The following is a 22,952-nucleotide window of genomic DNA, read 5'->3' as shown; positions in this document are numbered from 1 at the left end:
CTTGCCTTGTCTTTTTATCCTCATTGTCTTTTACTGCCTTTCCGCGGATTATTTGAATTTTAAATGCCGGTTTCCGCGGCCTTTCTTTCGTTTGGACGTGTAGGCACTGCGCCTCTGTTCTATCAGGTTGTTGAATTCATCGGCGGATACGCCGGAATCCTGCAGACGTTTTAACCTCTGTTCATGACGGAAATGGTATTCCTGGGCCTCTCTGTTCTTTCTGAGGATCAGGAATGCGATGAGCGCGCCAAGGAGCACGACGCCGGCGACACTGCCGAGAATGATCCAGGCGATAACCGGTATCTCAAAGGGCCTTAATGCCTTTTCTCTGTAATCCTCCGTCTCTTTAGGAAGCTCTGTCTCGCCCTGAGGGTTCACTCCCTCCGGAGCACTGGTCCCGTCTGATGACGGTGCGGCGGCTCCGTCGTTCTCTCCGCTGCTGGCTGTATCGGGTGCAGCCGCTTCTGTCTGGGCACCGGAGTTCTCCGAACCGTCCGCAGTTTGCCCGGCTCCTGCCGCGGATTCGCCTTCCTTGAGGGCGGCCGGAACCTGATGGGAGGACGCGGCGCTTTCAAACAGCGCCTGGTTGGTCTCCAGATAGGTACAGCCGATCTGGCGTTCATTGTAACGGTAGCAGATTTTGGCAACTGCGTTATCGGGATCGCTGTCTGAGATATCGTAGCTGAGCGTCGCCTCGGCGTCGGAAAATTCGGCCGTTTTCGGAAGAATGATCCGTCCGTCAGGATCTAAAATGAGCGCCGCGGGCTTATCCAGGGTGAGGCCGCCGAAGGTTAAATCACTGCTTACAGGGCTGTATTTCGTCTCGTGATCCGCTGCGCGGACGGAGACAAAGTTCTGGAATCCAAAGTCCAGCAGATTCTTAGTATCGGTCCAGTACTGAGGCGTCGATCCCTTGAGGATGACGGCAATAAGCTTTAAACCGTTCTTTTTGGCACAGGTGACCAGTGTGTTGCCCGCCAGTGTGGTGTAGCCGGTTTTGCCGCCCACGATGCCGGGATAGTAGTACGGCGTACTCTTCTTAAGCATCTTATGGCCAGGATAGATGGTCAGACCTTCCGGGTTAATGGAATTCGGCGGAAGCTTATAATAGGTGGTGGAATCGATTTCCTCGAAGGTGGGATTTAAAAAGGCAGCTCTGGCGATTAACGCCATGTCGTATGTGGAAGTATAGTGTTCCGGGTTGTTTAAACCGCTGGGGTTGGCGAAATGGGTGTCGGTGCAGCCCAGTTCCTTCGCCTTTGCATTCATCATATCTGCAAACGCTTCCGTACTTCCGGCCACATGCTCCGCAAGGGCGTTGGCCGATTCGTTGGCCGATTTTAAAAGCAGGGCGTAGAGGCAGTCCTTGACGGACAGCTTGTCCCCCTCGTTGATCCCCGCGTTGCTGCTTCCCGCTTCCACGTTAAAGACCGCATTGTGGGAGAAGGTGACGGTTTCATCGAGGCTGCATTTTTCAATGACGATCAGTGCCGTCATAATCTTCGTAATACTGGCCGGAAAATACTGGTTGTGAATATTTTGTCCCCAAAGTACGGTTCCGGTGTCCGCGTCTATGACGATACCGCTTTCCGCCTGAACGGAAACACCGGAGGGCCAGTCAGGGGCCGCCAGTGCAGTTTCCGTATATGCGCCCATAAGGAGCATCAGACATAAGAGGAACGCCGACATTCGTTTTATCAATTGCGTCATATCGTGTAATCTCTCCGTATTTTCATTCGGTTTCATAAAAAGGTCCACTTTACAGTATAGGTTATTTCCTGTAACAAGTAAAGGTTCAAACGTTATTTTTCTTTGATTTTCTAAGGAAAAAGAGGGCCAGACCGAAGACAATGACGACACAGAGAAAGAAGGTGATTCCAATATGGAGCACCGTGTCGCTGAAAAATCCCTCCGGTACGATATTGATCAGCATATCCGTGGCGGGGTCCAGAATCCATAAATCGTTGCGGAAGAAGATATGGTGGAACATGATGAAATATTTCGAGAAATCCGTGGAAATGATGGCCGCGAGGATTGCGGTGATGCCGAAGAACAGACCGGTCCCCAGACAGACCGATTTCGGGAATACCCGCTTAAAGTCGGCTTTCAGCAGGAACAGGATGATGACGCAGAGAGCCATAAGAAGCAGGCAGCCGCGGCGGATGGCGAGCGCATCTAAGAAGAGTCCGCGGACATCCTCCATATGGGCGATTTCCCGCTCATTGAAAAATTCCCGTGAAACTCCGCCCATGGTGGTGTCTACATGGAGATCAGCCCGTTTTCCGCGCAGATAGGCCATCATCTGGTCCGTCACATCGAGTAAGTCTTCCATTGTCATGTCCACCGCTTCGGTGACGTTGTATTTCGCGTATTCCTTCTCAAAATAGCCGGGTGTCCAGTAGACGACCGCCTCCACCGAAGTGATTAAGAGCGTAACCATCAGGCAGAGTGAGAAGATGATGCCTGCGGCGTAATGGATCAGTGTTTTCATAGTAAGTCCTCCTGTAAATGGTGTAGCGGTTATTTTTTCGTGGCCGTCGGCAAATTCCAGCAGTAGCGGGTGGCCAGAACCCGGATCAGGATGACGGAGCCGGCGCCGATCAGCATGGCGGCGTCATTGTTCATGTAGTCCTGAAGATACGCGTAGAGAACCGCTCCTGTGATGGAAGCGGAGGCGTAGACGTGTTTCCTCAGTATATAAGGCGTCTCGCCGGCCATGATGTCTCTTAAGAGTCCGCCGCCCACCCCGGTGATCACACCGAGAAAGATAATCAGAAAATGGTAGCGGCCATAGCCGGCCAGCACCGCGGTGTCAATGCCTACCACAGTGAAGGCGCCCAGGCCGACGGCGTCGAAGATGTTCATGACTTTCTCATACATTTCGATGGAGCGGCTGGCCAGAATCATCTGGTTGCGTCGTACAATAACAAACAGTATCATGACCGTAATGAAGGCAAGTAATACATAAACCGGGTCCTTAAAGAGATTTGGCGGCACGTTTCCGATAATGATATCCCGCAGCATTCCGCCGCCTACGGCTGTGGTGACGCCGAGGACGATGACTCCCAGAAGATCCAGCTGCTTTTTGATGGCCACCATGGCTCCGGAAGAGGCAAAGGCGATCGTCCCGACCGCTTCCACGAAAAATAGTAACGACAACTGCAGTTCCATATTCAAAAACCCCCGAATGTTCTATATTAAGCATTTTGTACGGTGAATCAACAAAAGTATACGTTTCTGTTCGAATTTTGTCAATAAATATGAAGGAACGGAAAAAAGTATTTTCTTGTTTTTAACAAGGTAAAGTGGTATAGTGTTATTGGACTAAATGTAAAAAATTGATAAATTTAAAATATTTTGCTTGCATTTTTTCGGAAAATTATTTATTATTGAAAGTGAAACAGTTCAAAAGTGAACAATTGGGAGGTGACCATATCTAACGAAGGCCCAAGGGGGCCGAAGGCATGGGATCGTGCCGGAGGACTTCCGGGAAAGCGGCGGAACTTAATCATTAATTTTAAGAAAGAGGTGTTTGCATGATTGATCAGAAAGAGTTTGTAAAAAATGTTGATGAGTGGTCCAGTATCTGTTTAAATGATGAGAGGATCGACTTGGGGTTATATGAAAAATATGACGTAAAACGAGGGCTCAGAGATAAGAACGGCAACGGTGTTGTGGCAGGTCTTACGAAGGTGTCAAAGATTTTGTCCAGCAAGACTGTGGATGGCGTAAAGATGCCGTGTGAGGGCCAGTTATTCTACCGTGGTTATAATATCTATGACCTGGTAGGGGGCGTGGTGAAGGACAGCCGTTTTGGATATGAAGAGATCGCCTATCTGCTTCTGTTTGGCGAACTGCCGAATAAGGAACAGATGGAACGCTTTTCCCAGACACTCGCCTACAGCCGTACCCTGCCTACAAACTTTGTCAGGGACGTGGTCATGAAGGCTCCAAGCAAGGATATGATGTCCTGCCTGGCAAGAAGCATCTTAACGCTTTCCTCCTACGATGATATGGCCAGCGATATCTCCGTTCCAAACGTGCTGCGTCAGAGCCTGATGTTAATCAGCGTCATGCCGATGTTAGCCGTATACAGTTACCACGCGTATAATCATTATGAGTGTGACGAGAGCATGTATATCCACCGTCCGGATGAGAATCTGTCCACGGCTGAGAATCTGCTGCGTCTGCTCCGTCCGGATAAGAATTACTCCATGGTGGAGGCCCACGTGCTGGATCTGGCGCTGATTCTCCATATGGAACACGGCGGCGGCAACAACTCCACATTCACAACCCACGTCGTCACATCCTCCGGTACGGACACGTATTCGGTAGTAGCGGCGGCACTGGCTTCCTTAAAGGGACCGAAACACGGCGGCGCCAACATCAAGGTCGTTGAGATGATGGAAGACCTGCGGAAGGAAGTTCATGACTTAAAGGACGAGGAAGAAGTAGAATTCTATTTAAGAAGACTGTTACATAAAGAAGCATTTGATAAGAAGGGCTTAATCTACGGCATGGGTCACGCCGTCTATTCCAAGTCCGATCCGCGTGCCGAGATCTTTAAGGGCTTTGTACATCAGCTGTCCGAAGAGAAGGGACGCATGGATGACTTTAACTTATATTCCATGATCGAGCGTCTGGCGCCGCAGGTAATCGCCGATGAGAGAAAGATTTACAAGGGCGTCAGCGCCAATGTGGACTTCTACAGCGGCTTTGTTTACAGCATGCTGGATATTCCGAAGGAATTGTTCACTCCGATCTTCGCAATTGCCAGAATCGTCGGCTGGAGCGCTCACCGGATTGAGGAGCTGATCAACATGGATAAGATCATCCGTCCGGCCTATACCAGCGTGATGATGGAAGAAGAGTATTCACGCCTGGACGAGAGATAGGAATTGAATAATAAGATATGATATAAAACGGCTGCAGACTGCGGAGAGGATCCCGCTGGTCTGCGGCCGTTTTTAATTGCCTGCAGGACAGGATTTCATTGAGTTTTGGGCCTGAAAGCGCTATAATAAAACTACTATTGACCCGAAGGACCAGGACCCGGACGGCGGAACGGATATGGAAAGAGAGGTACAAAGGATGACAGAGGAAACATTGTCAAAGATACAGGAAGCAGAGATGGACGTGGAGGGAGCGCTGGCCCGTTTTTGCGGAAACAGCGCACTGTATGAGAAATTTCTGGGGAAGTTCCTTCAGGATGATAATTTTAAAAAGATCGGAGAGGCGGTCGAGGCGGGGGACAGCCAGGAGATGCTGATGGCAGCCCACACGTTAAAGGGAGTTGCGGGAAATCTGGGCCTTAACGGTTTGATGGAAGCCTGCGCCGAGATGGTCAGTCAGCTGAGAAGTAACAGTATGGAAGGCGCGTTAGCTGCGTACCCGGCGGTGAAGGAGAAATACGGGAAGGTCTGCGAAGCAATTAACAGTATGGAGGGAATCGGTGGATGAAAAAGCGTGATACCCTTCTGATTGTGGATGACATGGAGGTAAACCGCGCTATCCTGAGAAGCCTGTTTGAACGCCAGTATAATCTTCTGGAAGCAGAAAACGGTGAACAGGCTCTGCTTCTTCTTCATGAGTATGAGGAACACGTGGCAGCCATGCTGCTGGACCTGGTCATGCCGGTCAAAAACGGCTATGAGGTCATGGAGGAGATGGGAAAAAGCGGTCTTGTGTCGCGCATACCTGTAATTGTTATCACTTCTGATGATACGGCGGAAAGCGAGGTCCGGGCCTTTGACCTGGGAGCGGCCGATATTATCATGAAGCCATTTGAACCCCATGTAGTAAAGAGAAGGGTACAAAATGCAGTGGATCTGTGCCGCCACAAGCTCCATCTGGAAGAACTGGTGGAGGAGCAGTCGGCCAGTTTAAGGGAGTCCAACGCCATCATGATCGACGCCCTTTCCTCTATCATAGAGTACCGGAGTGTGGAATCGGGACAGCACATACGCAGAATCCGCATGTTTACCAAGATCCTTCTGGAGGATGTGGCGAAGGCCTACCAGGAGTATAATTTAGACAGCAGAACCATAGAGATTATCGCGGATGCCTCCTCGATGCACGACATCGGCAAGATTGCGATTCCCGACTCTATCTTAAACAAGCCGGGGCCTCTGACGAGGGAGGAGTTTGAAGTGATGAAGACTCACACCACAAAGGGGTGTGAGATGCTTTCCGGTCTGGAACGCATGAACGATAAGGAGTATATCGGCTATGCTTATAATATCTGCCGCTACCACCATGAGCGCTGGAATGGAAAAGGGTATCCGGATGGCTTAAAGGGCGACAATATCCCAATCTGCGCACAGGTCGTGGCCATCGCCGACTGTTACGATGCGCTGACGACGGACCGGGTCTATAAAAAGGCGCTTCCGGCGGAGCAGGCGTTCAACATGATTCTGAATGGGGAGTGCGGCGAGTTTTCCCCGCGGCTGCTGGAGTGCTTTAAGAATGTACGTGAGGACTTTGCGGCGCTGTCCAGGGCGTATGCGGACGGCGTCGGCCCGAAGTTTAAGCCGGAGAGAAAAGAACTGAGAAAGCCTGAGACGATCGATGCGGTCAATACTATGGAGCAGGGGCAGATGAAGTATTTAACGCTGCTGCGGTATGTGGATTCCACGGTCATGGAGGTGGATTTGAACACGGGGATCTACCACGTCGTCTACATGCCTAACCGCGATTTTGAACTGCTTCGCTCGGGGAGCCGGTTTGAAGATTCAGTGAGGGCGTTTGCGCAGGGATCGGTCTATCCCGATGACAGAGGCACCGTCCTGGGACTCCTGGGAGATTACATGACGCAGTTCTTCTCGGATGGCCTCATGAAGCGGACGAGGAAATATCGGGTGCTGGACCAGACGACGGGCGCTTATTACTGGTGCTATGCCACCCTTCTTCGGGTGGATATCGGCAATCCGGGTCAGAAAAAGGTGATGCTGGTCTGGCACCGGGCATCGGATGAGCAGCAGGAGGTATTGCTGCCGAGCACGGTGAAGGAAGGCATGTACCGGGGAACCGTTATCAGCCGCCTGGCCGGCGGTGTCATGAAGTGCAGGAATGATAAATGGTACACGCTGGCGGACAACGGAAAAGGGCTGTGTGACTTAATCTGCTGCACAGAGCAGGACCTCAGTGAAAAATACCATAACCGCTATCTGGAGATCATATTCCCGGCAGACAGGGACAGGGTGAGCCAGGAGATGGTGTCGCAGCTGGAGGAGGGCCGAATCACGGAGCTGGAATACCGGCTGGTCACCGAGGAAGGAAAGCTGATCTGGGTGATGGACCGGAGCATTCTCGTGACAGAAGAGGACGGGCTGGAATATATCTATACACTTCTGGTGGATGTTACCCAGTCACATAAGGCGATGGAAGAGCTGCAGATGTCGGCGGAACGCTACAAGATCATACTGGATCAGACGAAGGACGTGATCTTCGAGTGGAAGATTGCCACGGATGAGATCTCGTATTCCAGCAATTGGGAACATGAATACGGGTATCAGCCCATTATGGACGGAATCAGCCGCCGTCTGCCCTTTGCCTCCCATATTAACCCGGATGACATTCCGGATGTGCTTAAGTTTACCAATGATATGATGACAGGAAGGCCCTTCGGCGATGTGGAATTCCGTCTTGCAAACTCCGAGGGGCGGTACTGCTGGTGCAGAGTGCGGGCCACGACTCAGTTTGATACGGCCGGGAAACCGAGGACGGTCGTCGGCATCATTGCAGATATCGACGATGAGAAGCGGGCCACGGAGAAATTAATAGACCGGGCGGAGCGCGATGTTCTGACGAAGCTGTATAATAAACGGGCGGCCAGACATAAGATCAGCCGCTTTTTAGAGCTGAGCCAGGGAAGCGGCTGTTCGGCCATGCTTATGATAGATGTAGATAATTTTAAGCTGGTGAATGACCGGTACGGCCATATGTTTGGCGACGCTGTGCTGACGGAGATGGCTTCCAGGATATCATCGCATTTCCGGGACAGCGACATCGTATCGCGTATCGGCGGTGATGAGTTTATGGTATTTATGCCCGGGATTGGAAAGCATGAGATTGCAATGGAACGGGCGGAGCGTCTGATGGCTTCATTTCAGACCATGTTTAAAAATAATCTTAAGGATGTTCCATTTTCGTGCAGCATCGGTATCGCTTACAGCCCGGAGGACGGCAGTGATTTCCAGAGCCTCTTTCAGAACAGTGACGCAGCCTTATATCAGGCGAAGCTGGAGGGAAAGAACCGCTGTATGCAGTATTGTAAGTCTGCTGTGAATACTGCCTTTGAATTCAAAGAGGAGGCGGACAGGCCGGAGGATGAGCGGGAGAGTGCGGAGCAGAGAGGGCAGGTTACCGTGGCCAAAGTGATCAGCATGACCTTTCAGGAACTGTATGATGCGGCGGATTTCGACCAGGCCATGAATTCCATTCTTGAGATGACGGGAAGACTGTTTCACGTCAGCCGTGTCTATATATTTGAAAACTGCGCCGACAACGAGGAACGCTGCACCAACACGTTTGAATGGTGCAGGGAAGGGATACGGCCGCAGAGGGATGAACTGCGGAACCTTGCCTATGGCGATATGGGCGGTGACTACAGGGATAACTTTAATGAAGAGGGCGTGTTCTACTGCCTTGATATTACAGAGCTGACACCGGAGCTGCAGTGCCTGCTGGCAGATCAGGGGATTGCTTCCGTGCTCCAGTGCTCGATTACCGCGGATGGCGTTTTTAAGGGGTTCGTAGGCTTTGATGAGTGCGGGACGGCGAGAATCTGGACGCAGGAGCAGGTGGACTGCCTCGTGTTTCTGTCGAAAATGCTGTCCACCTTCCTCCTTAAGAAAAGGGCTGAGGATCGGGTGCGGGAATCCATGCTGAATCTGGAGCGCGTTTTAAACAACCAGAACTCCTGGATCTATGTGATCGACGGAGATACGTATGAACTGCGTTATATCAATGAAAAGACGCACCGGCTTGCGCCGGAATCCAGACTGGGTATTTGCTGCTACGACGCGTTCTTTCACCGGGACAAGCCCTGTGAGCGCTGTCCAGTCAGGGAATGCGCGGGAAAGGGCAGCAGCGCGATGGAGATCTATAATCCGGTGCTGAAGGTCTGGACGCTGGCCGATTCCTCACGGATCCGGTGGGGGGACAGGGATGCGTTTCTTCTGGCCTGCCATGATATCTCACCGTATAAGGAGGGTGAGGCGGCGGAAGGGGTTACGCTTCTCAACCTGGAAGACAGATAAATAATACCGCACAGGCAGATCATGATTACAAATCAGGTCTGCCTGTGCGGTATTTTTTAATACGTTTATTTTGTCCGCTGAATCAGGCGCTGGTCTTATTTCTCTTAATAACCTTCAGCCTTGTAAACTCCTCGCGGTCCTTTTCTTCCAGTGCGTTCGTAATATTTCTGGTGAGCGCCTCGTAGCGTGGGATCGTGATGTTCTTAAGCGCGTTGGCGCGCTTCTGTGTCCGCTTGATGCTGTTTGCCAGGCGGTATGCGGAGTTTTCCACCATGGACAGCTTTACCGTAAGCTCCTTCACCTTTTCAAAGTGGTATCTGGCCTCATCTAAGGATTCCTTTGTGCTGTAGTAGGCATACGTCAGATTTAACGGCTTTTCCTCGTGCTGGACGAGGGGAATCTCCGTACCCATGATGCTGCGGGTCTTGATACGCACCGTATCGTCCACAGGGACGGCCGCGGCGATGTCCTGCACATAATTGATACCCAGCTCGATATTGGCCTTCTGAAGGGCCTTGTAGGCCGCTGTGAAGGTGGTGTCGATCTCAGACTGGATTCCCTTGGCCTCCTCGATCAGACCCATCAGTTCCTTGATTAAGATATTCCGCTTTTTATCCATCAGCTCATATCCCTGGCGGGCCAGCGTGAGGGAACTCTTGGCGAGAATTAAATTACCCTTTGTGGGAAATGTATTCGGGTCCATACGCGTCCCTCCTATTCTTCGGAAGCTTCTGCGGTTGTCGGCTTATAGTACTGATCCAGTACCTTGGTGTCGACACGGTCGAGTTCTGCTCTCGGGAGAAGTCCTAAGAGCTCCCAGCCGATGGTCAGCGTCTCTATGATATTACGGTTGGCATGGTTTCCCTGGCCGACGAAGCGGCGTTCGAATTCCTTGCCGAATACCAGATATTTCTTATCGATCGGAGATAACTCGTCTTCACCGATAACAGATGCCAGCGCTCTTGCATCGCCTACCTTGGCGTAACAGGAGAACAGCTGGTTTGCCACACCCTGATGGTCCGCTCTCGTAAAGCCTTCGCCGATGCCATCCTTCATCAGACGGCTCAGGGACGGCAGTACGTTGATCGGCGGATAGATGGACTGGCCGTATAAGTTGCGGTCCAGAACGATCTGCCCTTCTGTGATATATCCCGTAAGGTCGGGGATCGGGTGGGTGATATCGTCGTTTGGCATGGTGAGAATCGGTATCTGGGTCACGGAGCCGTGGCGTCCCTTTACGATGCCCGCGCGCTCATAGATGGCGGCCAGCTCGCTGTAGAGGTAGCCTGGATAGCCTTTTCGGGAGGGAATCTCGCCCTTAGACGAGGATACCTCACGAAGCGCCTCCGCGTAGGCCGTCATATCCGTTAAGATAACCAGGATATGCATGCCCTTTTCAAATGCCAGATACTCAGCCAGCGTCAGCGCCACCTTCGGGGTGATCAGACGCTCAACGACCGGATCATTGGCCAGATTGATAAACATGGCGACGTGGTCGGAAACACCGCTTTCCTCGAAGGTTCGGCGGAAGAAGTCTGCCACATCGTACTTTACACCCATGGCGGCGAATACGACTGCGAACTTCTCGCTGGACTGCGCGTCGTCCCCTAAGGATGCCTGTTTTACGATCTGAGCCGCCAGGTCGTCATGGGGGAGTCCGTTGCCGGAGAAGATCGGCAGCTTCTGGCCGCGGATCAGTGTCATAAGGCCGTCGATGGCCGAGATACCGGTACGGATATAGTCACGGGGATATTCTCTCGTAACCGGGTTTAATGGTTTGCCGTTGACATCCAGGCGGATATCGGAGCTGATGTCGCCGAGTCCGTCGATGGGGTCTCCGACACCGTTGAAGGTACGTCCCAGCATATCCTCGGACACAGCCAGCTCCATGGGACGGCCGGTCAGCCTGGTATGAACGTTTCTTAAGGCCAGTCCTTCCGTTCCCTCGAAGACCTGGATGATTGCCTTGTCTTCGTAGACCTCGATGATACGGCCGATCTTCTTATCGCGTCCCTCTACTGTCATTTCCACAATCTCATCGAAAGCCGCATCCTGGACGCCCTCTAAAACGACCATGGGGCCGTTAATAGCACTTAAGCCTAAATATTCAATTGCCATCTTATGCCGCCTCCTTATGCGTTGCGCTCGATGACGGATTCATAGAAGGCATCAATCTGCTTCCTGTAGTCATCAAACATGTCGAGTCTGTCGTTAGGTACATCGTATTTGATGGAGATGATCTTATCGAAAATCGGATCTTCCTTGAGCACGGACATCGGCATGCCCATGGAGACGAGGGAACGGGATTTCTTATAGAGATAGAGGATTAAATCCATCATTTTAAACTGCTTTTCCATTGGTACGCACGTATCGTCCTTGTGGAACGCATTCTGCTGAAGGAATCCGATTCGGATGACCTTTGAGATCTCCAGAATCAGCTTCTGGTCGTCGGGAAGCATGTCTCCGCCGATCAGCTTGACGATCTCCATCAGGCTGCTCTCCTGTGTCAGTAAAAAGACGATGCGGTTTCTGTAGTCCACAAATTTTTTGTCTACATTTTCCACGTACCATGGGGCTAAGTCGGTTAAATACTCGGAGTAGCTGCTCAGCCAGTGGATCGCCGGGAAATGGCGTTCATTAGCCAGGTTCCTGTCCAGACCCCAGAAGCAGCGGACGAAACGCTTGGTGTTCTGGGTAACCGGCTCGGAGAAGTCGCCGCCCTGCGGGGATACGGCGCCGATGATGGTGACGGAGCCTTCCGTTCCATTCATGTTCTGCATCATGCCGGCGCGCTCATAGAACGCGGATAAGCGGGATGCAAGGTAAGCCGGGAAACCTTCCTCGGCGGGCATTTCCTCCAGACGACCGGACAGCTCTCTTAAGGCCTCCGCCCATCTCGATGTGGAGTCAGCCATGATGGCGACGTTATAGCCCATATCGCGGTAATATTCCGCCAGCGTTAAGCCGGAGTAAAGGCTGGCCTCACGGGCGGCAACCGGCATGTTGGAGGTGTTGGCGATCAGCGTGGTACGGTCCATTAACGGATTGCCGGAACGCGGGTCGATCAGTTCGGAGAACTCCTCCAGAACCTGGGTCATCTCGTTGCCCCGCTCGCCGCATCCGATGTAGATGATGATATCGGCGTCGGACCACTTGGCGATCTGATGCTGAGTCATGGTCTTTCCGGTACCGAATCCGCCGGGGATACAGGCGGTGCCGCCCTTTGCCAGCGGGAATAAGGTATCGATGATACGCTGGCCGGTGATCAGCGGCCGGGAGGCCGGATATCTCTTTAACGTAGGCCTCGGAACACGGATTGGCCATTTCTGAGTCATGGTAAGCTTCTTCTCGGATCCATCCGGAAGCTGAAGCGTTAGAAGTTCATCGTGAATCGTGTAGGAACCATCCGATACCACATCGAGGACGTAGCCCTCCATGTCCGGCGGAATCATGACCTTGTGCACGATGGCCGGGGTCTCTGGAACCTCCGCGATGATGGAACCCGGGAATAGACGGTCGCCCTTCTTTACGGTGATATGGGTTTCCCACTTCTTACCGCCATCCAGGGAATCCACATGGACGCCGCGGTCGATATAGGCGCCGCCGGTCTTAGCGATCTCGGTTAAGGGACGCTCGATACCGTCGAAAATATTGTTCAGGATGCCGGGCGCCAGTGTTACGGAAACCGGTGATCCGGAGGAGGTAACTGTCTCACCCGGCTTTAATCCGCTGGTTTCCTCGTATACCTGGACGATGGTACGTCCGGAGGTGAGGCCGATGACCTCGCCGACTAAGTTGTCCTTGCCGACGTAAACCATTTCATTCATTTTGAATCCGGGGTCGCCCTTCAAATAGATGACAGGGCCGTTGATACCGGAAATAGTGCCAGTATTAATCATTGGTGATACCTCCCTCCAGATCCTTTAAGTTAAAACGGAAGTCCCGTTTTGCCTCCTCCAGCTTTGTCTGAAAGGAGTCGTCAATCAGGATATGCCGGGATGGGATGACGGCCCTTGTGCCGCCTCCGAAGGAGTATTCGCTCACGCGGACGTCGGCGCTGTTGTGGAGCGCCAGCCGGTTAAGCCTGGTCTCGTCCGCCGGATCGATGTAAATGGTAAAGAATTCATTTCCGGCGAATTCTCTGGCGTGGCGGATCTGCTTCTCCAAAAGCTGTGTATATTCGGGAGTTTCCATGTACTGTTCCAGCACATCTTTAAGCTCCACAAAGATCTTGTCTTTCAGTTCTTCCTGTTTATGTCCGAGCTCCCGTTTGATGCCAATCTGCTCCAGGGAAAGCTTCTTGTTCGTCTCGTGTTCGATCCGTTCGCTTTCCAGTTCCACCTGCTGTTCGGCTCTCCGCCTCGCATCTGCCTGATGCTCCGCAAAGGTCTGTTCCAGGGCGGCGGTATATTCATCGAGCATCTTTGCACTGCGGCTTCTCGCATCTTCCATGCAGAAATCCAGGAAATGCTGTAATTTTTCCTCAGTTGTCAAGATGACCACCTCTTTCCTATAGTTTTAATCCGATGGCTTCGTTTACATAATCCGTGATAAAGTTCGGCTTGCGGCCGGTACCATGGCGGTCGGGGATTTCTATGATGAGCGGCAGTTTCCGGTTCAGCTTTACATCGTCGATGATGTCCGGAAATTCCCGTCCGAATTTTTCTGTCAGTAGAACAATTCCGATCTCCTTGTCGGCCAGGACCTTATCCAGCTCCTGTTTTAACTCAGCCTTTTCATGGACGACAGCGCCTTCCACCCCGGCCAGCCTCATGCCAGTCCAGGTATCGATGTTGTCGCTGATTAAATACATTTTCATAGATTATAACTTACCTAAGATCATGAAAGAAATGATCAGACCATACAGACAAACACCTTCGGCAAGACCTACGAAGATCAGTGATTTACCAAGGATGGAACCATCTTCGCTGATGGCGCCAAGAGCTGCGGAAGCAGCTGCGGATACGGCGATACCACCGCCGATGCAGGCCAGACCTGTGGAAAGTGCGGCAGCTAAATATCCCATGCCTGCCACGCCGGAAGCTGCTGCAGCCGGTTCCGCTGCGGCTGCACTGCCGGAGAACATGAAGACTGCGGATACCATCAGGGTGCCGAAGAATAAGAACGCATTAACGCCCAGTGCCTTTTTGTAACGGCCTTTGGACTTTTCACCCATGGCAAATGCGCCGAAAGGAACTGCGATGCTTAAGATTAAAGCTGCTGCTAAGGTTATTTTTACTAAAGTTGACATAATAAGATACCTCCTGATCGATTTAATTTAATTTGTCTTTCCGTATGGTTTAAATGCACGGCCTGTTCCGCGGTAGAAACGGCTGAACAGCTCGTAATATTCAAGACGGAGCACCTGAATGCCCACGATTAAGCCCTCCATGCCGCACACGAATAAATTGCCGAGAACGACAATTGCCCAGTTGGGATTACCGGCTTCTGCGCCGGACAGCATGAGAACAACCTCCATCATGGCCGCATGGCTCACTGCGAAAGCGCCCACTCGGACGAAGGAAAGCGTGTTGGAGAAGTAGCTGAGCAGTACTTCAAACAGTTCGAAAAATCCCTGAACCACAAACATGCCCTTGCCGGCCGGCATGATCTGCGCCTTCTTTTCCAGCACATGGGTAAGCGGCTCCTTGAAGAACATGACGAGAAGCGGAATTCCGAACATGATGACTAACAGAACAGTCGCCGGTACCGGATTGCCCGTCATATATAAAACGATTGTGAGGACCAGGCTCGCGTAGAAGACGAGGCCGGCCACACCGTTGGTGTCAAACCATGTTTTTTCCGGATCGTGATCCCGGAGGCTGTTGATGATGTTAAGCACCATAGTCAGCAGGATGATACCCATGCCGATGGAGACAGCCACGATAAATACCGTGTTCAGCTTGCCGATAAACGGCAGATTTGTCATGTGTTCCATGGGACGCAGCCATACGGCGTCGATAATCGTTTCGAAGCCGAATACGCTTCCGAACATAAAACCGAAGATGGTGGAGAAGAATCCGCAGCAGGAGATGATGGCCGCCAGATTCGCCTTCTTGAACCGGTAAAGCAAAAAGCCGCCGAGCAGGAGGCAGAGTCCCTGTCCCACGTCTCCGAACATGAAGCCGAAGAGGAAGGAGTAGGTGATGCCGATCAGCATGGTCGGATCGATCTCATTATAGGCCGGAAGGCCGTACATCTGGATAAACATTTCAAACGGCTTAAACAGCTTCGGGTTATGAAGCTTTGTCGGCGGTCTGCTTATGATGTTGTTATGGTCATCCTCCACGATGCAGAAGGTCTTTTCGTCGTTCGATATCTCCTTCTGGAACGCCTTGGCGTCCTTTTCACTCATCCAGCCGCACAGAATATAGAAGGTATTGATGTTCTGCTTCGTGCAGGCCGCCAGCTTCCTGACATTAAAGTTTGTGGAGAAGGTGGAAAGCTTCTCATAGGAGGCCAGAAGCTTATCGCGCTGGCTGCCCAGCACCTCGGCCATCTGACTGTGTACCGCGTCGATATCCGCCTGAAGCGCGGAGATCTTGTCCTCCAGGGTGTGAATGGCGTCTAACGGTGTGCCTTCATACTCATCCGGAAGGAAGAACCGCTCGAAATGCATGGAGGAGTAGATCGCATCGATCTGATTGGAAATGGTCTCAGGCACGAAATAAACGACCCAGACGTATTCCTCGTCCTCACGGCACTTATAGAGCACGGTGTCGATAGAGTCGTAAACGTAGCTTTCAAATTTCTTATAATACTCATGGGAAATGCGTCCGAACCTGAATTTAATGTATTTGAAATGCAGGATAGAACTCAAATCATAGTTAAGCCCCGTAAAGGGAACTACCTTGTCTAAGGATTCCTGGAAGGAATCGCGTTCACCGGTGAGCACGGTCTCCTTTTCCGTAAGCTCCGTCATCGTCGTGTCCAGTTTCTTAATGGTGTCGATGGCCTCTTCAATGGAAACTACGGCGGATGTGGTCTTCGGCGCTGTGGCCGGAAGCAGTTCCACCAGCTCGGCGGCACGCTGGTATGTGTCCCTGTACGGGTTAATCTCAATATATGGTCTTAAGTCTTTTACCGTCTTTAATTCTGACAGCGCATTTTCCAAATGAATCTCGTATTTGGACAAATACGTGTCAATGACCCGGTCGATGTCTTCTTTGGGCCCGGTGATACTTAAGAACTTCATCTTTTCTATCACGGATAATAACCCCCTTTACTGGTTCTTTACCACATAGGAGAGAATTTCATCCGGGCTGACGCCGTAACGGATACTCTCTATGACGGTAATAATCTTCTGAATTTCCTCCTCCTTGAAATAGAGGTATGAATTCAATGTGGCGATGGAATATGGATTCTTGCGGCTGGTGGCGCTGTAGATCTTGCCCAGAACTTCCTCGGCCAGCATCTCCAGCTCGGTATTATCCGAGGAGTCCATGTCTTCCAGTCTGCCATAGTACGTCGTCTGCAATGCATGGAAAAATTCATCCAGCGTCCCGGCTTCCACAAGCTTTGTGATCTGCTCCTTCTTTAAATGGAACTCGATGGGAATGAGCAGTGCGTAGATGTCTGCCGGCTGCAGGTTATAATATTTTTTTGAACGGTATATCCACTGAATATTTAAAAGGTCCAGCTTGCTGCCGAAGCAGTCGGTAAGGAGCTTCTGTTCTTTTCGGGAAAGATACTTTCCCTTGACCTTCCAGATGGTTTTGAAATACAAAAGATCCAGATGGATCTCGTAATCAAACAGGGAAGGATGTTCCACATCATCCAAATGGGTCAGCAAATCGTAATAGATCGACCCGTCTAAATTAGAGATAAATTCCTGTACGCTTCCCGACGAGGAAAGCCTTATTAAATCAAGCTTTGAATGCTTCTCGAAAAAGTCCTGGAACACCGATAAGTCTATTTCAGGCTTCTGGTGGCCCAGCGCGTTGCGGAAGCATTTCTTCAGGATATCGATCTCGTAGTGCATGAAATACAAATCCAGGAATTTGCGCTGCGAAAGGTTTGCGAAACGATAGAGCTTTGCAAAATCCTGGTATTGAGACAGAATCAGACGCTGTTCGATGGCGCCGCGGTGCAGCTCGACTCCCTCCAGATTGGAAAAAATCATGCCGTAAGCGGGCAGCCGCCGTAAATATTCCACTGCGTCGGATACTGATTCAAGCGTGGACATCTCGCCGAACTGGCGGTCGGTGATCAGATGGCTCTCCATGGCCCGGACCTTGGTAGTGATGCCGCTGTAGGATAGCAGGCCTCCCATATGATCACTCCTTTGTCATTTTTTTAAATAGTTCCTCAACATATGACCTGTGATGTTCCTGATAACGTTGTTCCATTGCGCGAAGGACGTTCTGGGAATCGTTCCGCTGTTTTTCGAGACGTTCGTTCATCTCGATCTCCATTCTGGCCCGTAGTTCTTCAATCCGTTTATTCGTCTCGGCTTCCAGCTGAGCGTCAAAAGCTGCAGTCCGTTCTTCCATCTCTTTGGCAAATGCTTTCTTGCGTTCATTGGCATCCTCCATGATGGCGGTAGCGGCAGATTCGATCTCGGATATCTTTTCAATAACAGTATCCATATATTGCCCTCCTCTAATTATTATAAAACCCGTAAATGCACAAGTTTCAACTTATAATCATACTACAAATTTAAAAATTTTCCATAGTAAATTTAGAAATAGGACATTAAAAATTATGGAAATTCAATATTTTTTAACTTTCTTGATTAAAAATTATCAATTTCTTGCTTTTATGGAAAAAAATGGTGCACAAAAACAGCGGCGAAAGTACTTTCTTAAAATATAAAAGACCGCGGTGCGGACAGTGCCGTCATATGACGTCTGTCTGCATCGCGGTTCTAAACATTCGTTTTTCGCGGAGTGATTGATCGTACCGTGAATCTGTGATTGAAGTATTACTGGGCTGCAGTTGTCGCTTCTGTCTCGGCATTCGACTGCTGAGGTGCTTCCTCTGCGGCCAGATACTTACTGGATACATAGGCCTGCTTGCCCTCGAACATAATGACCGCCCAATCCTGATCATGGGCCTGGACGTATTCGACCACTGTCCCGGGAACCAGTGTTCCCAATACGGCGCCAGTCTGTGAAGGCTCCGCTCTGACGTTCAGTCTGGGGCTGGCCGTGGTCTTATAAATCTTCGGGGCTTCCGTCGATGGCTCCGGTTCTGTCGCCGGTTCCGGCGCTACTGTCGCTTCGGTGGTAACTTCCGGAGAAGAGGACGGAGCGCTTGTCTCTTTCTTATCATTCTTGCCGCCGAAAAGCTTGAAGAGGCCCATGGCCGCCAGCACGATAACGAGAATAATCAGAAAGATCACTGCCGGTCTCAGCAGATCGTAGGGATCAAATCCTTTTTTCTTTGAGCGCCGCCTGCTCCGGTTTGCCGAAGACGGTCTCTGGCTGCTTCGCTGACCGCTTCTCTGGGGAGACGAACTCCTCTGGCCGGTGCTTCTCTGAGCCGGCTGTGCGGATCTGGCCGCAGGGCGCTGCTGTGGCTTGGCGGGGGTGGTACTGCGGCGTCTGCCGCTATAGATATCTGCAAAGGCAGCAGCTTCCTGGGAAAGAAGCTGATACGCTTCATTCGCATCATAAGGGCTGTCATTCCCATCATGAACAGCTTTGTTGCCGAGTACCCGAATTCTGTGATAGTGGTCTTTTGTGGCCTGGGATATCCAGTGGCCTTCAAACAGCTGGTCGATGCTGTCCGCCAGATCCCCATCTACAATCAAAGCCTTTTCTCCAAGGCAGTTTACCATAAATTCCAGTGCCTGGCGGGATTTGATCATGGCCAGATTATACTGCTTCTGGCCGATGAGACGTTCCGCCTCCCGGACACTTTGCTGGACCCTTGTCCAGTTGTTGTTGTCTGTAGTTCCCATATGCTTCCTCCTTTGCAAAAAACGATCGTATACCAATATACAGATATTATACTAGATTATCTGTAATTGTGCACCTATTATTTTGAAGTTTTTTATTTGTAAGAGAAAAGTAAAAAATAACCAAAAACCAGAATAAATCCCCTCCAAAAGAGCCCGCACTTGCGTTCGAATCGTATTTTATGGTACAATCAGAACGAAAAAATTAAACAGATACTGGAGGATATGAATATGAGATTACGCCATATTCCAGGCTCGGAGGAAGAGATCGCAAACAGCCCTTACGTGGTTTCAAACCCAGAAGAGAAGAAGGGGCGCTGGAGCGAGGTCTTTGGTAATGATAATCCAATTGAAATAGAAGTAGGCATGGGAAAGGGACGATTTATCATGGAACTGGCGTCCAAAAATCCCGGGATCAATTATGTGGGCATTGAGCGGTACTGCAGCGTCCTGCTGAGAGGAATTCAGAAACGCCAGGAGATGGAACTTTCCAATATCTACTTTATGTGTGTGGATGCGAGAGAGCTTTCTGATATTTTCGCTCCGGGCGAGGTAAAGAAGATTTATCTTAATTTTTCCGATCCATGGCCCAAGGACCGCCACGCGAAGAGGCGTCTGACATCGGAACCGTTTATGGAAGTGTATGATAAGATTCTGGCCCCGGATGGTGTCGTGGAGTTTAAGACGGACAACCGCGGACTGTTTGACTATTCCCTGGAAGCCGTGCCTGCGGCTGGATGGGAGATCAGAGAGTATACGTATGACTTACACCATTCCGACATGGCAGAGGGAAATATCATGACGGAATATGAGGAAAAGTTTTCTTCCATGGGGAACGCCATATTCAAGCTGGTTGCGGAACGGAAAAGGAAGTAACCGGGAAAAAGGGACTGGCACGCCGGAGACCGCCTGTCATATAATGGAGTTAACAGGATATGACAGGAGCGGTCCATATGGGAATGAAAGACAAGGTAACCGTAAAACTTCTCCAGGCGACAAGCGATAAGACGGAGCTCAACAAGAAGGCACTGCAATGGAAGAAATCCTTCGTGGAAGTGAACAAAACTCTCGGTACTTCCTCCCCTAAAAAGAAGAAAAATAAATAATTATGAAAGAGTTGTAAATATTTTGTAAAAAAGGGGTTGACTTTTGTCAAACGCAGTTATATAATAACACACGTGTCACCGAGACAGGCACACAAAACTGAAGAGAAGCGCCTTTAGCTCAGTTGGTAGAGCAGTAGACTCTTAATCTATTTGTCCAGGGTTCGAGTCCCTGAAGGCGCACGAAAAAGTTCCGATTTTGCAGACTGAGAGTTGCGGGGTTGGGGCTTTTATTTCGTATTGTCACAATCTGTTTGTTCTCGAAAGAGTGATTTAAGCTGATGAAACATTCCCATTCATAAATAATCCCCCCAAAATATGTTACAATTTAACTAAGGAAACTCTGTTTTTAATAAAATAAAAGCGGAGGGAAAGTGTAATAACAGAGTGAGGACAAGTTATGGAGTATGATTTTAAATCGTTGTTTGACTATGATTTTGAGTTGCTGTGCTGTGATTTGTTAAGTGCGTTATTAAAAAAAAGGATAGAAAACTTTCGCAGAGGAAAGGACTTAGGTATCGATCTGCGATATGCCGGAACGTCTCAAGGGCGAATTGTTGTTCAGTGTAAGCATTTTGCTAATACGCCTTTTTCTGGTCTTTATCGCGCTGTGGTTAAAGAATATCCCAAAATTAAGAAGCTTAATCCTGAGCGCTATCTGCTAATAACATCCTATCCTTTAACACCCGGAGAAAAAGAAAGACTATTTGATGTCTTAAAACCATACTGTAAGTCAATCGATGATATATTGGGTGGAAATGAAGTGAATACTCTTCTTCGTGAGCATCCTGAAGTAGAGCGTGTTCATTATAAATTATGGCTTACCAGTACTGCAGTTTTAGAGAAAATTCTTCATAGTGAGGTTTATCAGCAGAGCGAGATTCTTCAGGAAGAAATTAAAGATAAACTTAAATTGTATGTTCAAAGCCAGACTGCCTATGGAAAGGCTAGAAAAGTACTTGATAATTATAATTGCTGTATTATATCGGGAATTCCAGGAATTGGAAAAACCACGCTGGCTGAGATACTGTTGATATACTATCTTGATCAGGATTATCAAATTGTTAAAATTCAATCGGATATAAAGGAGGCGCTTAAGGCGTATACTCCCGGTGTCAAACAGGTTTTTTTATATGACGATTTTTTGGGAGATACGGCTTTGGAGATAAAGGCTAATAAAAATGAAGGGAAAGAACTGATCTCTTTTATGAAACATATTTCCAGGCAGAAGGGAAAAAAGTTTATCCTGACTACCAGAGAGTATATTCTTAATCAGGCATGCCAAAGTGATGAAGAGCTTGCAAGGCAGGACTTTAAGTATGATAAATGTGTGATTTCTTTGGAGGATTATACGAAAGCTGACCGGGCCCGGATTTTGTATAATCATCTATGTTTTTATAACATTTCTAACGCATGTATTGAGGATCTGTTAGTAAACAAACGGATTATGAATATTATTAATCATCCCAATTATAGTCCGCGGTTGATTGAAAGTGTTATGAATCTTTACCATAGTGGTGGCGGTGGTAAATTTTACGAGTTCTTTATGAATACCTTATCTCATCCGGATAAGCTGTGGGAAAAGTCGTTCTGCCGTCAGATCAGTCCCGCCGCAAGAGACTTATTGCTTCTGGTGTGTTCATTCAGTAGTCCGGTCTCTGTTGCCAGGCTAAAAGAGTGTTATGAACCTTACCATCGTCATAAGACTATTTTGGAAAACCGATCTTTGTCAAGTATCGACTTTAAGGATGCCTTGAGGGAGACAGAAGGAACTTTTATTATAATCGACAGGTCGCATATTTCCTATCATAATCCTTCCGTACGCGACTTTATTCAGGGGTATTTACTGGAAAATGATGTGGAGTATCGGATGCTTTGCGAGGGGGCGCAAGATTTTGATTTAAGCATTCAGCTAGCCGGATTTAATGAAGATTTATGTATTGCTCAACGGAATTCTCTGATTGATGCAGTTAAAAGGACATATAACAGTGGAGTCCAGTATGAGTGCGGCGGATTTCAAGTGATGGGAAACAGGGCAGTTCAATTAGCACGTATTAATAAAAATCTCAAGTTTCCGGAATTTCATAAGATGGTAAAAGAATTCATTGATAAGATACCAGACCTGTTAGAAGAAGAGCAAAAAAATATGACAAACGAAAACTGCTGCTTTAAAGTAGCGCCACATGAATTACGGGAGATACTGGAAGGATTAAAAGCTGCCGGTTACGGAGAGAGTCTGGTACGAATGAAGTATGATAAAGTGTTTGAATATTTACAGGCATGGTTTTTCTGGTCTATCATTTATTCTATAGAGGATTTTATGTTGTTTCGTGACTTATCGTCTGAATGCCCTCTCGAAATTGACGCGTTAAATTTTCCTGATGTTTATCTGGCTTTGGAGGATTTCAGAGACAATATTGCAGAAGAACATATACAGAATATTGATTATGAAAGTGACTGTGATGAATACCTGGAAAGTATAGAAGCATTACAGAGTTTATTTAAGATAGACCTTTCGGGAGCAAGGATGGCAGCCGAGGAACGTTTTTTTGAGCTCCATGATTTTGAAGACGAAGAAGATGATTATGAGTTTAGGGAGGAGAAAAATAACCAGCTGTTTAATGATGGGGTTATTTTAGATATGTTTCAAAGCCTTCTGGAGAGAGGAGAAAGCTACGTATAAGTTAA

At 49.4% G+C, this 22,952-nt stretch carries 19 protein-coding genes and 1 tRNA gene; 7 read left to right on the top strand and 13 right to left on the bottom strand.

Annotated features, from left to right (window positions below):
- Positions 1 to 48 precede the first annotated feature (48 nt).
- The 3 genes from H8S80_RS27135 to H8S80_RS27125 all read right to left on the bottom strand — a co-directional run bounded on the left by H8S80_RS27135 (position 49) and on the right by H8S80_RS27125 (position 3,171).
- On the bottom strand, positions 49 to 1,710 hold the full coding sequence (locus H8S80_RS27135; RefSeq protein ID WP_243272855.1) for a D-alanyl-D-alanine carboxypeptidase family protein: 1,662 nt from the start codon (positions 1,708 to 1,710) through the stop codon (positions 49 to 51).
- Between the two features lie 85 nt (positions 1,711 to 1,795).
- Positions 1,796 to 2,491, bottom strand: coding sequence for a TIGR01906 family membrane protein (locus H8S80_RS27130; protein ID WP_117633542.1), 696 nt, complete (start codon positions 2,489 to 2,491; stop codon positions 1,796 to 1,798).
- 29 nt (positions 2,492 to 2,520) lie between these two features.
- Positions 2,521 to 3,171, bottom strand: coding sequence for a trimeric intracellular cation channel family protein (locus H8S80_RS27125; RefSeq protein WP_002605362.1), 651 nt, complete (start codon positions 3,169 to 3,171; stop codon positions 2,521 to 2,523).
- Positions 3,172 to 3,536: 365 nt separating this feature from the next.
- On the opposite strand from H8S80_RS27125, the gene H8S80_RS27120 reads away from it, so the two are divergent.
- The 3 genes from H8S80_RS27120 (at position 3,537) to H8S80_RS27110 (ending at position 9,260) form a co-directional block, all read left to right on the top strand.
- Positions 3,537 to 4,895, top strand: coding sequence for a citrate/2-methylcitrate synthase (locus H8S80_RS27120; RefSeq protein ID WP_002605361.1), 1,359 nt, complete (start codon positions 3,537 to 3,539; stop codon positions 4,893 to 4,895).
- A 196-nt stretch (positions 4,896 to 5,091) separates the two neighbouring features.
- Positions 5,092 to 5,460 carry an Hpt domain-containing protein gene (locus tag H8S80_RS27115; RefSeq protein ID WP_002605360.1) on the top strand — a complete coding sequence of 123 codons (369 nt, stop codon included), beginning with the start codon at positions 5,092 to 5,094 and terminating at the stop codon, positions 5,458 to 5,460.
- Positions 5,457 to 9,260, top strand: a complete 3,804-nt coding sequence (locus H8S80_RS27110) for a diguanylate cyclase domain-containing protein (protein WP_117633540.1) — start codon at positions 5,457 to 5,459, stop codon at positions 9,258 to 9,260. Before H8S80_RS27115 ends, H8S80_RS27110 begins: the two co-directional genes overlap by 4 nt.
- An 82-nt stretch (positions 9,261 to 9,342) precedes the next feature.
- On the opposite strand, the gene H8S80_RS27105 is transcribed toward H8S80_RS27110, so the two are convergent.
- The 10 genes from H8S80_RS27105 to H8S80_RS27060 form a co-directional block, all read right to left on the bottom strand.
- Entirely contained in the window at positions 9,343 to 9,963 is a 621-nt protein-coding gene (locus tag H8S80_RS27105) for a V-type ATP synthase subunit D (protein ID WP_117633539.1), read from the bottom strand.
- A gap of 11 nt (positions 9,964 to 9,974) precedes the next feature.
- Positions 9,975 to 11,378, bottom strand: coding sequence for a V-type ATP synthase subunit B (locus H8S80_RS27100; RefSeq protein WP_117633538.1), 1,404 nt, complete (start codon positions 11,376 to 11,378; stop codon positions 9,975 to 9,977).
- A gap of 14 nt (positions 11,379 to 11,392) precedes the next feature.
- The gene (locus tag H8S80_RS27095) at positions 11,393 to 13,159 is read right to left on the bottom strand and encodes a V-type ATP synthase subunit A (protein ID WP_002605356.1); all 1,767 of its coding nucleotides are present in this window, start codon (positions 13,157 to 13,159) and stop codon (positions 11,393 to 11,395) included.
- Positions 13,152 to 13,754: a V-type ATP synthase subunit E gene (locus H8S80_RS27090; protein ID WP_055657679.1), complete on the bottom strand. Its 603-nt coding sequence runs from the start codon at positions 13,752 to 13,754 to the stop codon at positions 13,152 to 13,154. Before H8S80_RS27090 ends, H8S80_RS27095 begins: the two co-directional genes overlap by 8 nt.
- Positions 13,755 to 13,770: 16 nt before the next feature.
- Complete coding sequence (locus H8S80_RS27085; RefSeq protein ID WP_002605354.1) at positions 13,771 to 14,079, bottom strand: V-type ATP synthase subunit F; 309 nt, start codon at positions 14,077 to 14,079, stop codon at positions 13,771 to 13,773.
- 3 nt (positions 14,080 to 14,082) lie between these two features.
- Complete coding sequence (locus H8S80_RS27080) at positions 14,083 to 14,511, bottom strand: ATP synthase subunit C (protein ID WP_002605353.1); 429 nt, start codon at positions 14,509 to 14,511, stop codon at positions 14,083 to 14,085.
- Between the two features lie 27 nt (positions 14,512 to 14,538).
- Entirely contained in the window at positions 14,539 to 16,467 is a 1,929-nt protein-coding gene (locus H8S80_RS27075; protein WP_117633537.1) for a V-type ATP synthase subunit I, read from the bottom strand.
- A gap of 15 nt (positions 16,468 to 16,482) precedes the next feature.
- Complete coding sequence (locus tag H8S80_RS27070; protein WP_029467021.1) at positions 16,483 to 17,532, bottom strand: V0D/AC39 family V-type ATPase subunit; 1,050 nt, start codon at positions 17,530 to 17,532, stop codon at positions 16,483 to 16,485.
- 4 nt (positions 17,533 to 17,536) lie between these two features.
- Complete coding sequence (locus H8S80_RS27065; RefSeq protein WP_002605350.1) at positions 17,537 to 17,848, bottom strand: hypothetical protein; 312 nt, start codon at positions 17,846 to 17,848, stop codon at positions 17,537 to 17,539.
- A 335-nt stretch (positions 17,849 to 18,183) separates the two neighbouring features.
- Entirely contained in the window at positions 18,184 to 19,164 is a 981-nt protein-coding gene (locus H8S80_RS27060; RefSeq protein ID WP_117633536.1) for an SH3 domain-containing protein, read from the bottom strand.
- Between the two features lie 228 nt (positions 19,165 to 19,392).
- Here H8S80_RS27060 and trmB point away from each other — a divergent pair, with 228 nt between their 5' ends.
- The 4 genes from trmB (at position 19,393) to H8S80_RS27040 (ending at position 22,947) form a co-directional block, all read left to right on the top strand.
- The gene (gene trmB / locus H8S80_RS27055; protein WP_117633535.1) at positions 19,393 to 20,037 is read left to right on the top strand and encodes a tRNA (guanosine(46)-N7)-methyltransferase TrmB; all 645 of its coding nucleotides are present in this window, start codon (positions 19,393 to 19,395) and stop codon (positions 20,035 to 20,037) included.
- A 77-nt stretch (positions 20,038 to 20,114) separates the two neighbouring features.
- Positions 20,115 to 20,267, top strand: coding sequence for a hypothetical protein (locus tag H8S80_RS27050; protein ID WP_002605347.1), 153 nt, complete (start codon positions 20,115 to 20,117; stop codon positions 20,265 to 20,267).
- Positions 20,268 to 20,374: 107 nt separating this feature from the next.
- Positions 20,375 to 20,447: transfer RNA gene (locus H8S80_RS27045), tRNA-Lys, on the top strand.
- A 217-nt stretch (positions 20,448 to 20,664) separates the two neighbouring features.
- Positions 20,665 to 22,947 carry an nSTAND3 domain-containing NTPase gene (locus tag H8S80_RS27040; protein WP_117633534.1) on the top strand — a complete coding sequence of 761 codons (2,283 nt, stop codon included), beginning with the start codon at positions 20,665 to 20,667 and terminating at the stop codon, positions 22,945 to 22,947.
- Positions 22,948 to 22,952: the final 5 nt, after the last annotated feature.

It is taken from the genome of Hungatella sp. L36 (assembly GCF_014288035.1).
This window is presented reverse-complemented; position numbering and strand designations above follow the sequence as displayed.

Bases quoted from the DNA above. Each gene is read 5' to 3' on its own strand.
- H8S80_RS27135 (WP_243272855.1), bottom strand. From the start codon at position 1,710: ATGACGCAATTGATAAAACGAATGTCGGCGTTCCTCTTATGTCTGATG.
- H8S80_RS27130 (WP_117633542.1), bottom strand. From the start codon at position 2,491: ATGAAAACACTGATCCATTACGCCGCAGGCATCATCTTCTCACTCTGC.
- H8S80_RS27125 (WP_002605362.1), bottom strand. From the start codon at position 3,171: ATGGAACTGCAGTTGTCGTTACTATTTTTCGTGGAAGCGGTCGGGACG.
- H8S80_RS27120 (WP_002605361.1), top strand. From the start codon at position 3,537: ATGATTGATCAGAAAGAGTTTGTAAAAAATGTTGATGAGTGGTCCAGT.
- H8S80_RS27115 (WP_002605360.1), top strand. From the start codon at position 5,092: ATGACAGAGGAAACATTGTCAAAGATACAGGAAGCAGAGATGGACGTG.
- H8S80_RS27110 (WP_117633540.1), top strand. From the start codon at position 5,457: ATGAAAAAGCGTGATACCCTTCTGATTGTGGATGACATGGAGGTAAAC.
- H8S80_RS27105 (WP_117633539.1), bottom strand. From the start codon at position 9,963: ATGGACCCGAATACATTTCCCACAAAGGGTAATTTAATTCTCGCCAAG.
- H8S80_RS27100 (WP_117633538.1), bottom strand. From the start codon at position 11,378: ATGGCAATTGAATATTTAGGCTTAAGTGCTATTAACGGCCCCATGGTC.
- H8S80_RS27095 (WP_002605356.1), bottom strand. From the start codon at position 13,159: ATGATTAATACTGGCACTATTTCCGGTATCAACGGCCCTGTCATCTAT.
- H8S80_RS27085 (WP_002605354.1), bottom strand. From the start codon at position 14,079: ATGAAAATGTATTTAATCAGCGACAACATCGATACCTGGACTGGCATG.
- H8S80_RS27080 (WP_002605353.1), bottom strand. From the start codon at position 14,511: ATGTCAACTTTAGTAAAAATAACCTTAGCAGCAGCTTTAATCTTAAGC.
- H8S80_RS27070 (WP_029467021.1), bottom strand. From the start codon at position 17,532: ATGGGAGGCCTGCTATCCTACAGCGGCATCACTACCAAGGTCCGGGCC.
- H8S80_RS27065 (WP_002605350.1), bottom strand. From the start codon at position 17,848: ATGGATACTGTTATTGAAAAGATATCCGAGATCGAATCTGCCGCTACC.
- H8S80_RS27060 (WP_117633536.1), bottom strand. From the start codon at position 19,164: ATGGGAACTACAGACAACAACAACTGGACAAGGGTCCAGCAAAGTGTC.
- trmB (WP_117633535.1), top strand. From the start codon at position 19,393: ATGAGATTACGCCATATTCCAGGCTCGGAGGAAGAGATCGCAAACAGC.
- H8S80_RS27050 (WP_002605347.1), top strand. From the start codon at position 20,115: ATGGGAATGAAAGACAAGGTAACCGTAAAACTTCTCCAGGCGACAAGC.
- H8S80_RS27040 (WP_117633534.1), top strand. From the start codon at position 20,665: ATGGAGTATGATTTTAAATCGTTGTTTGACTATGATTTTGAGTTGCTG.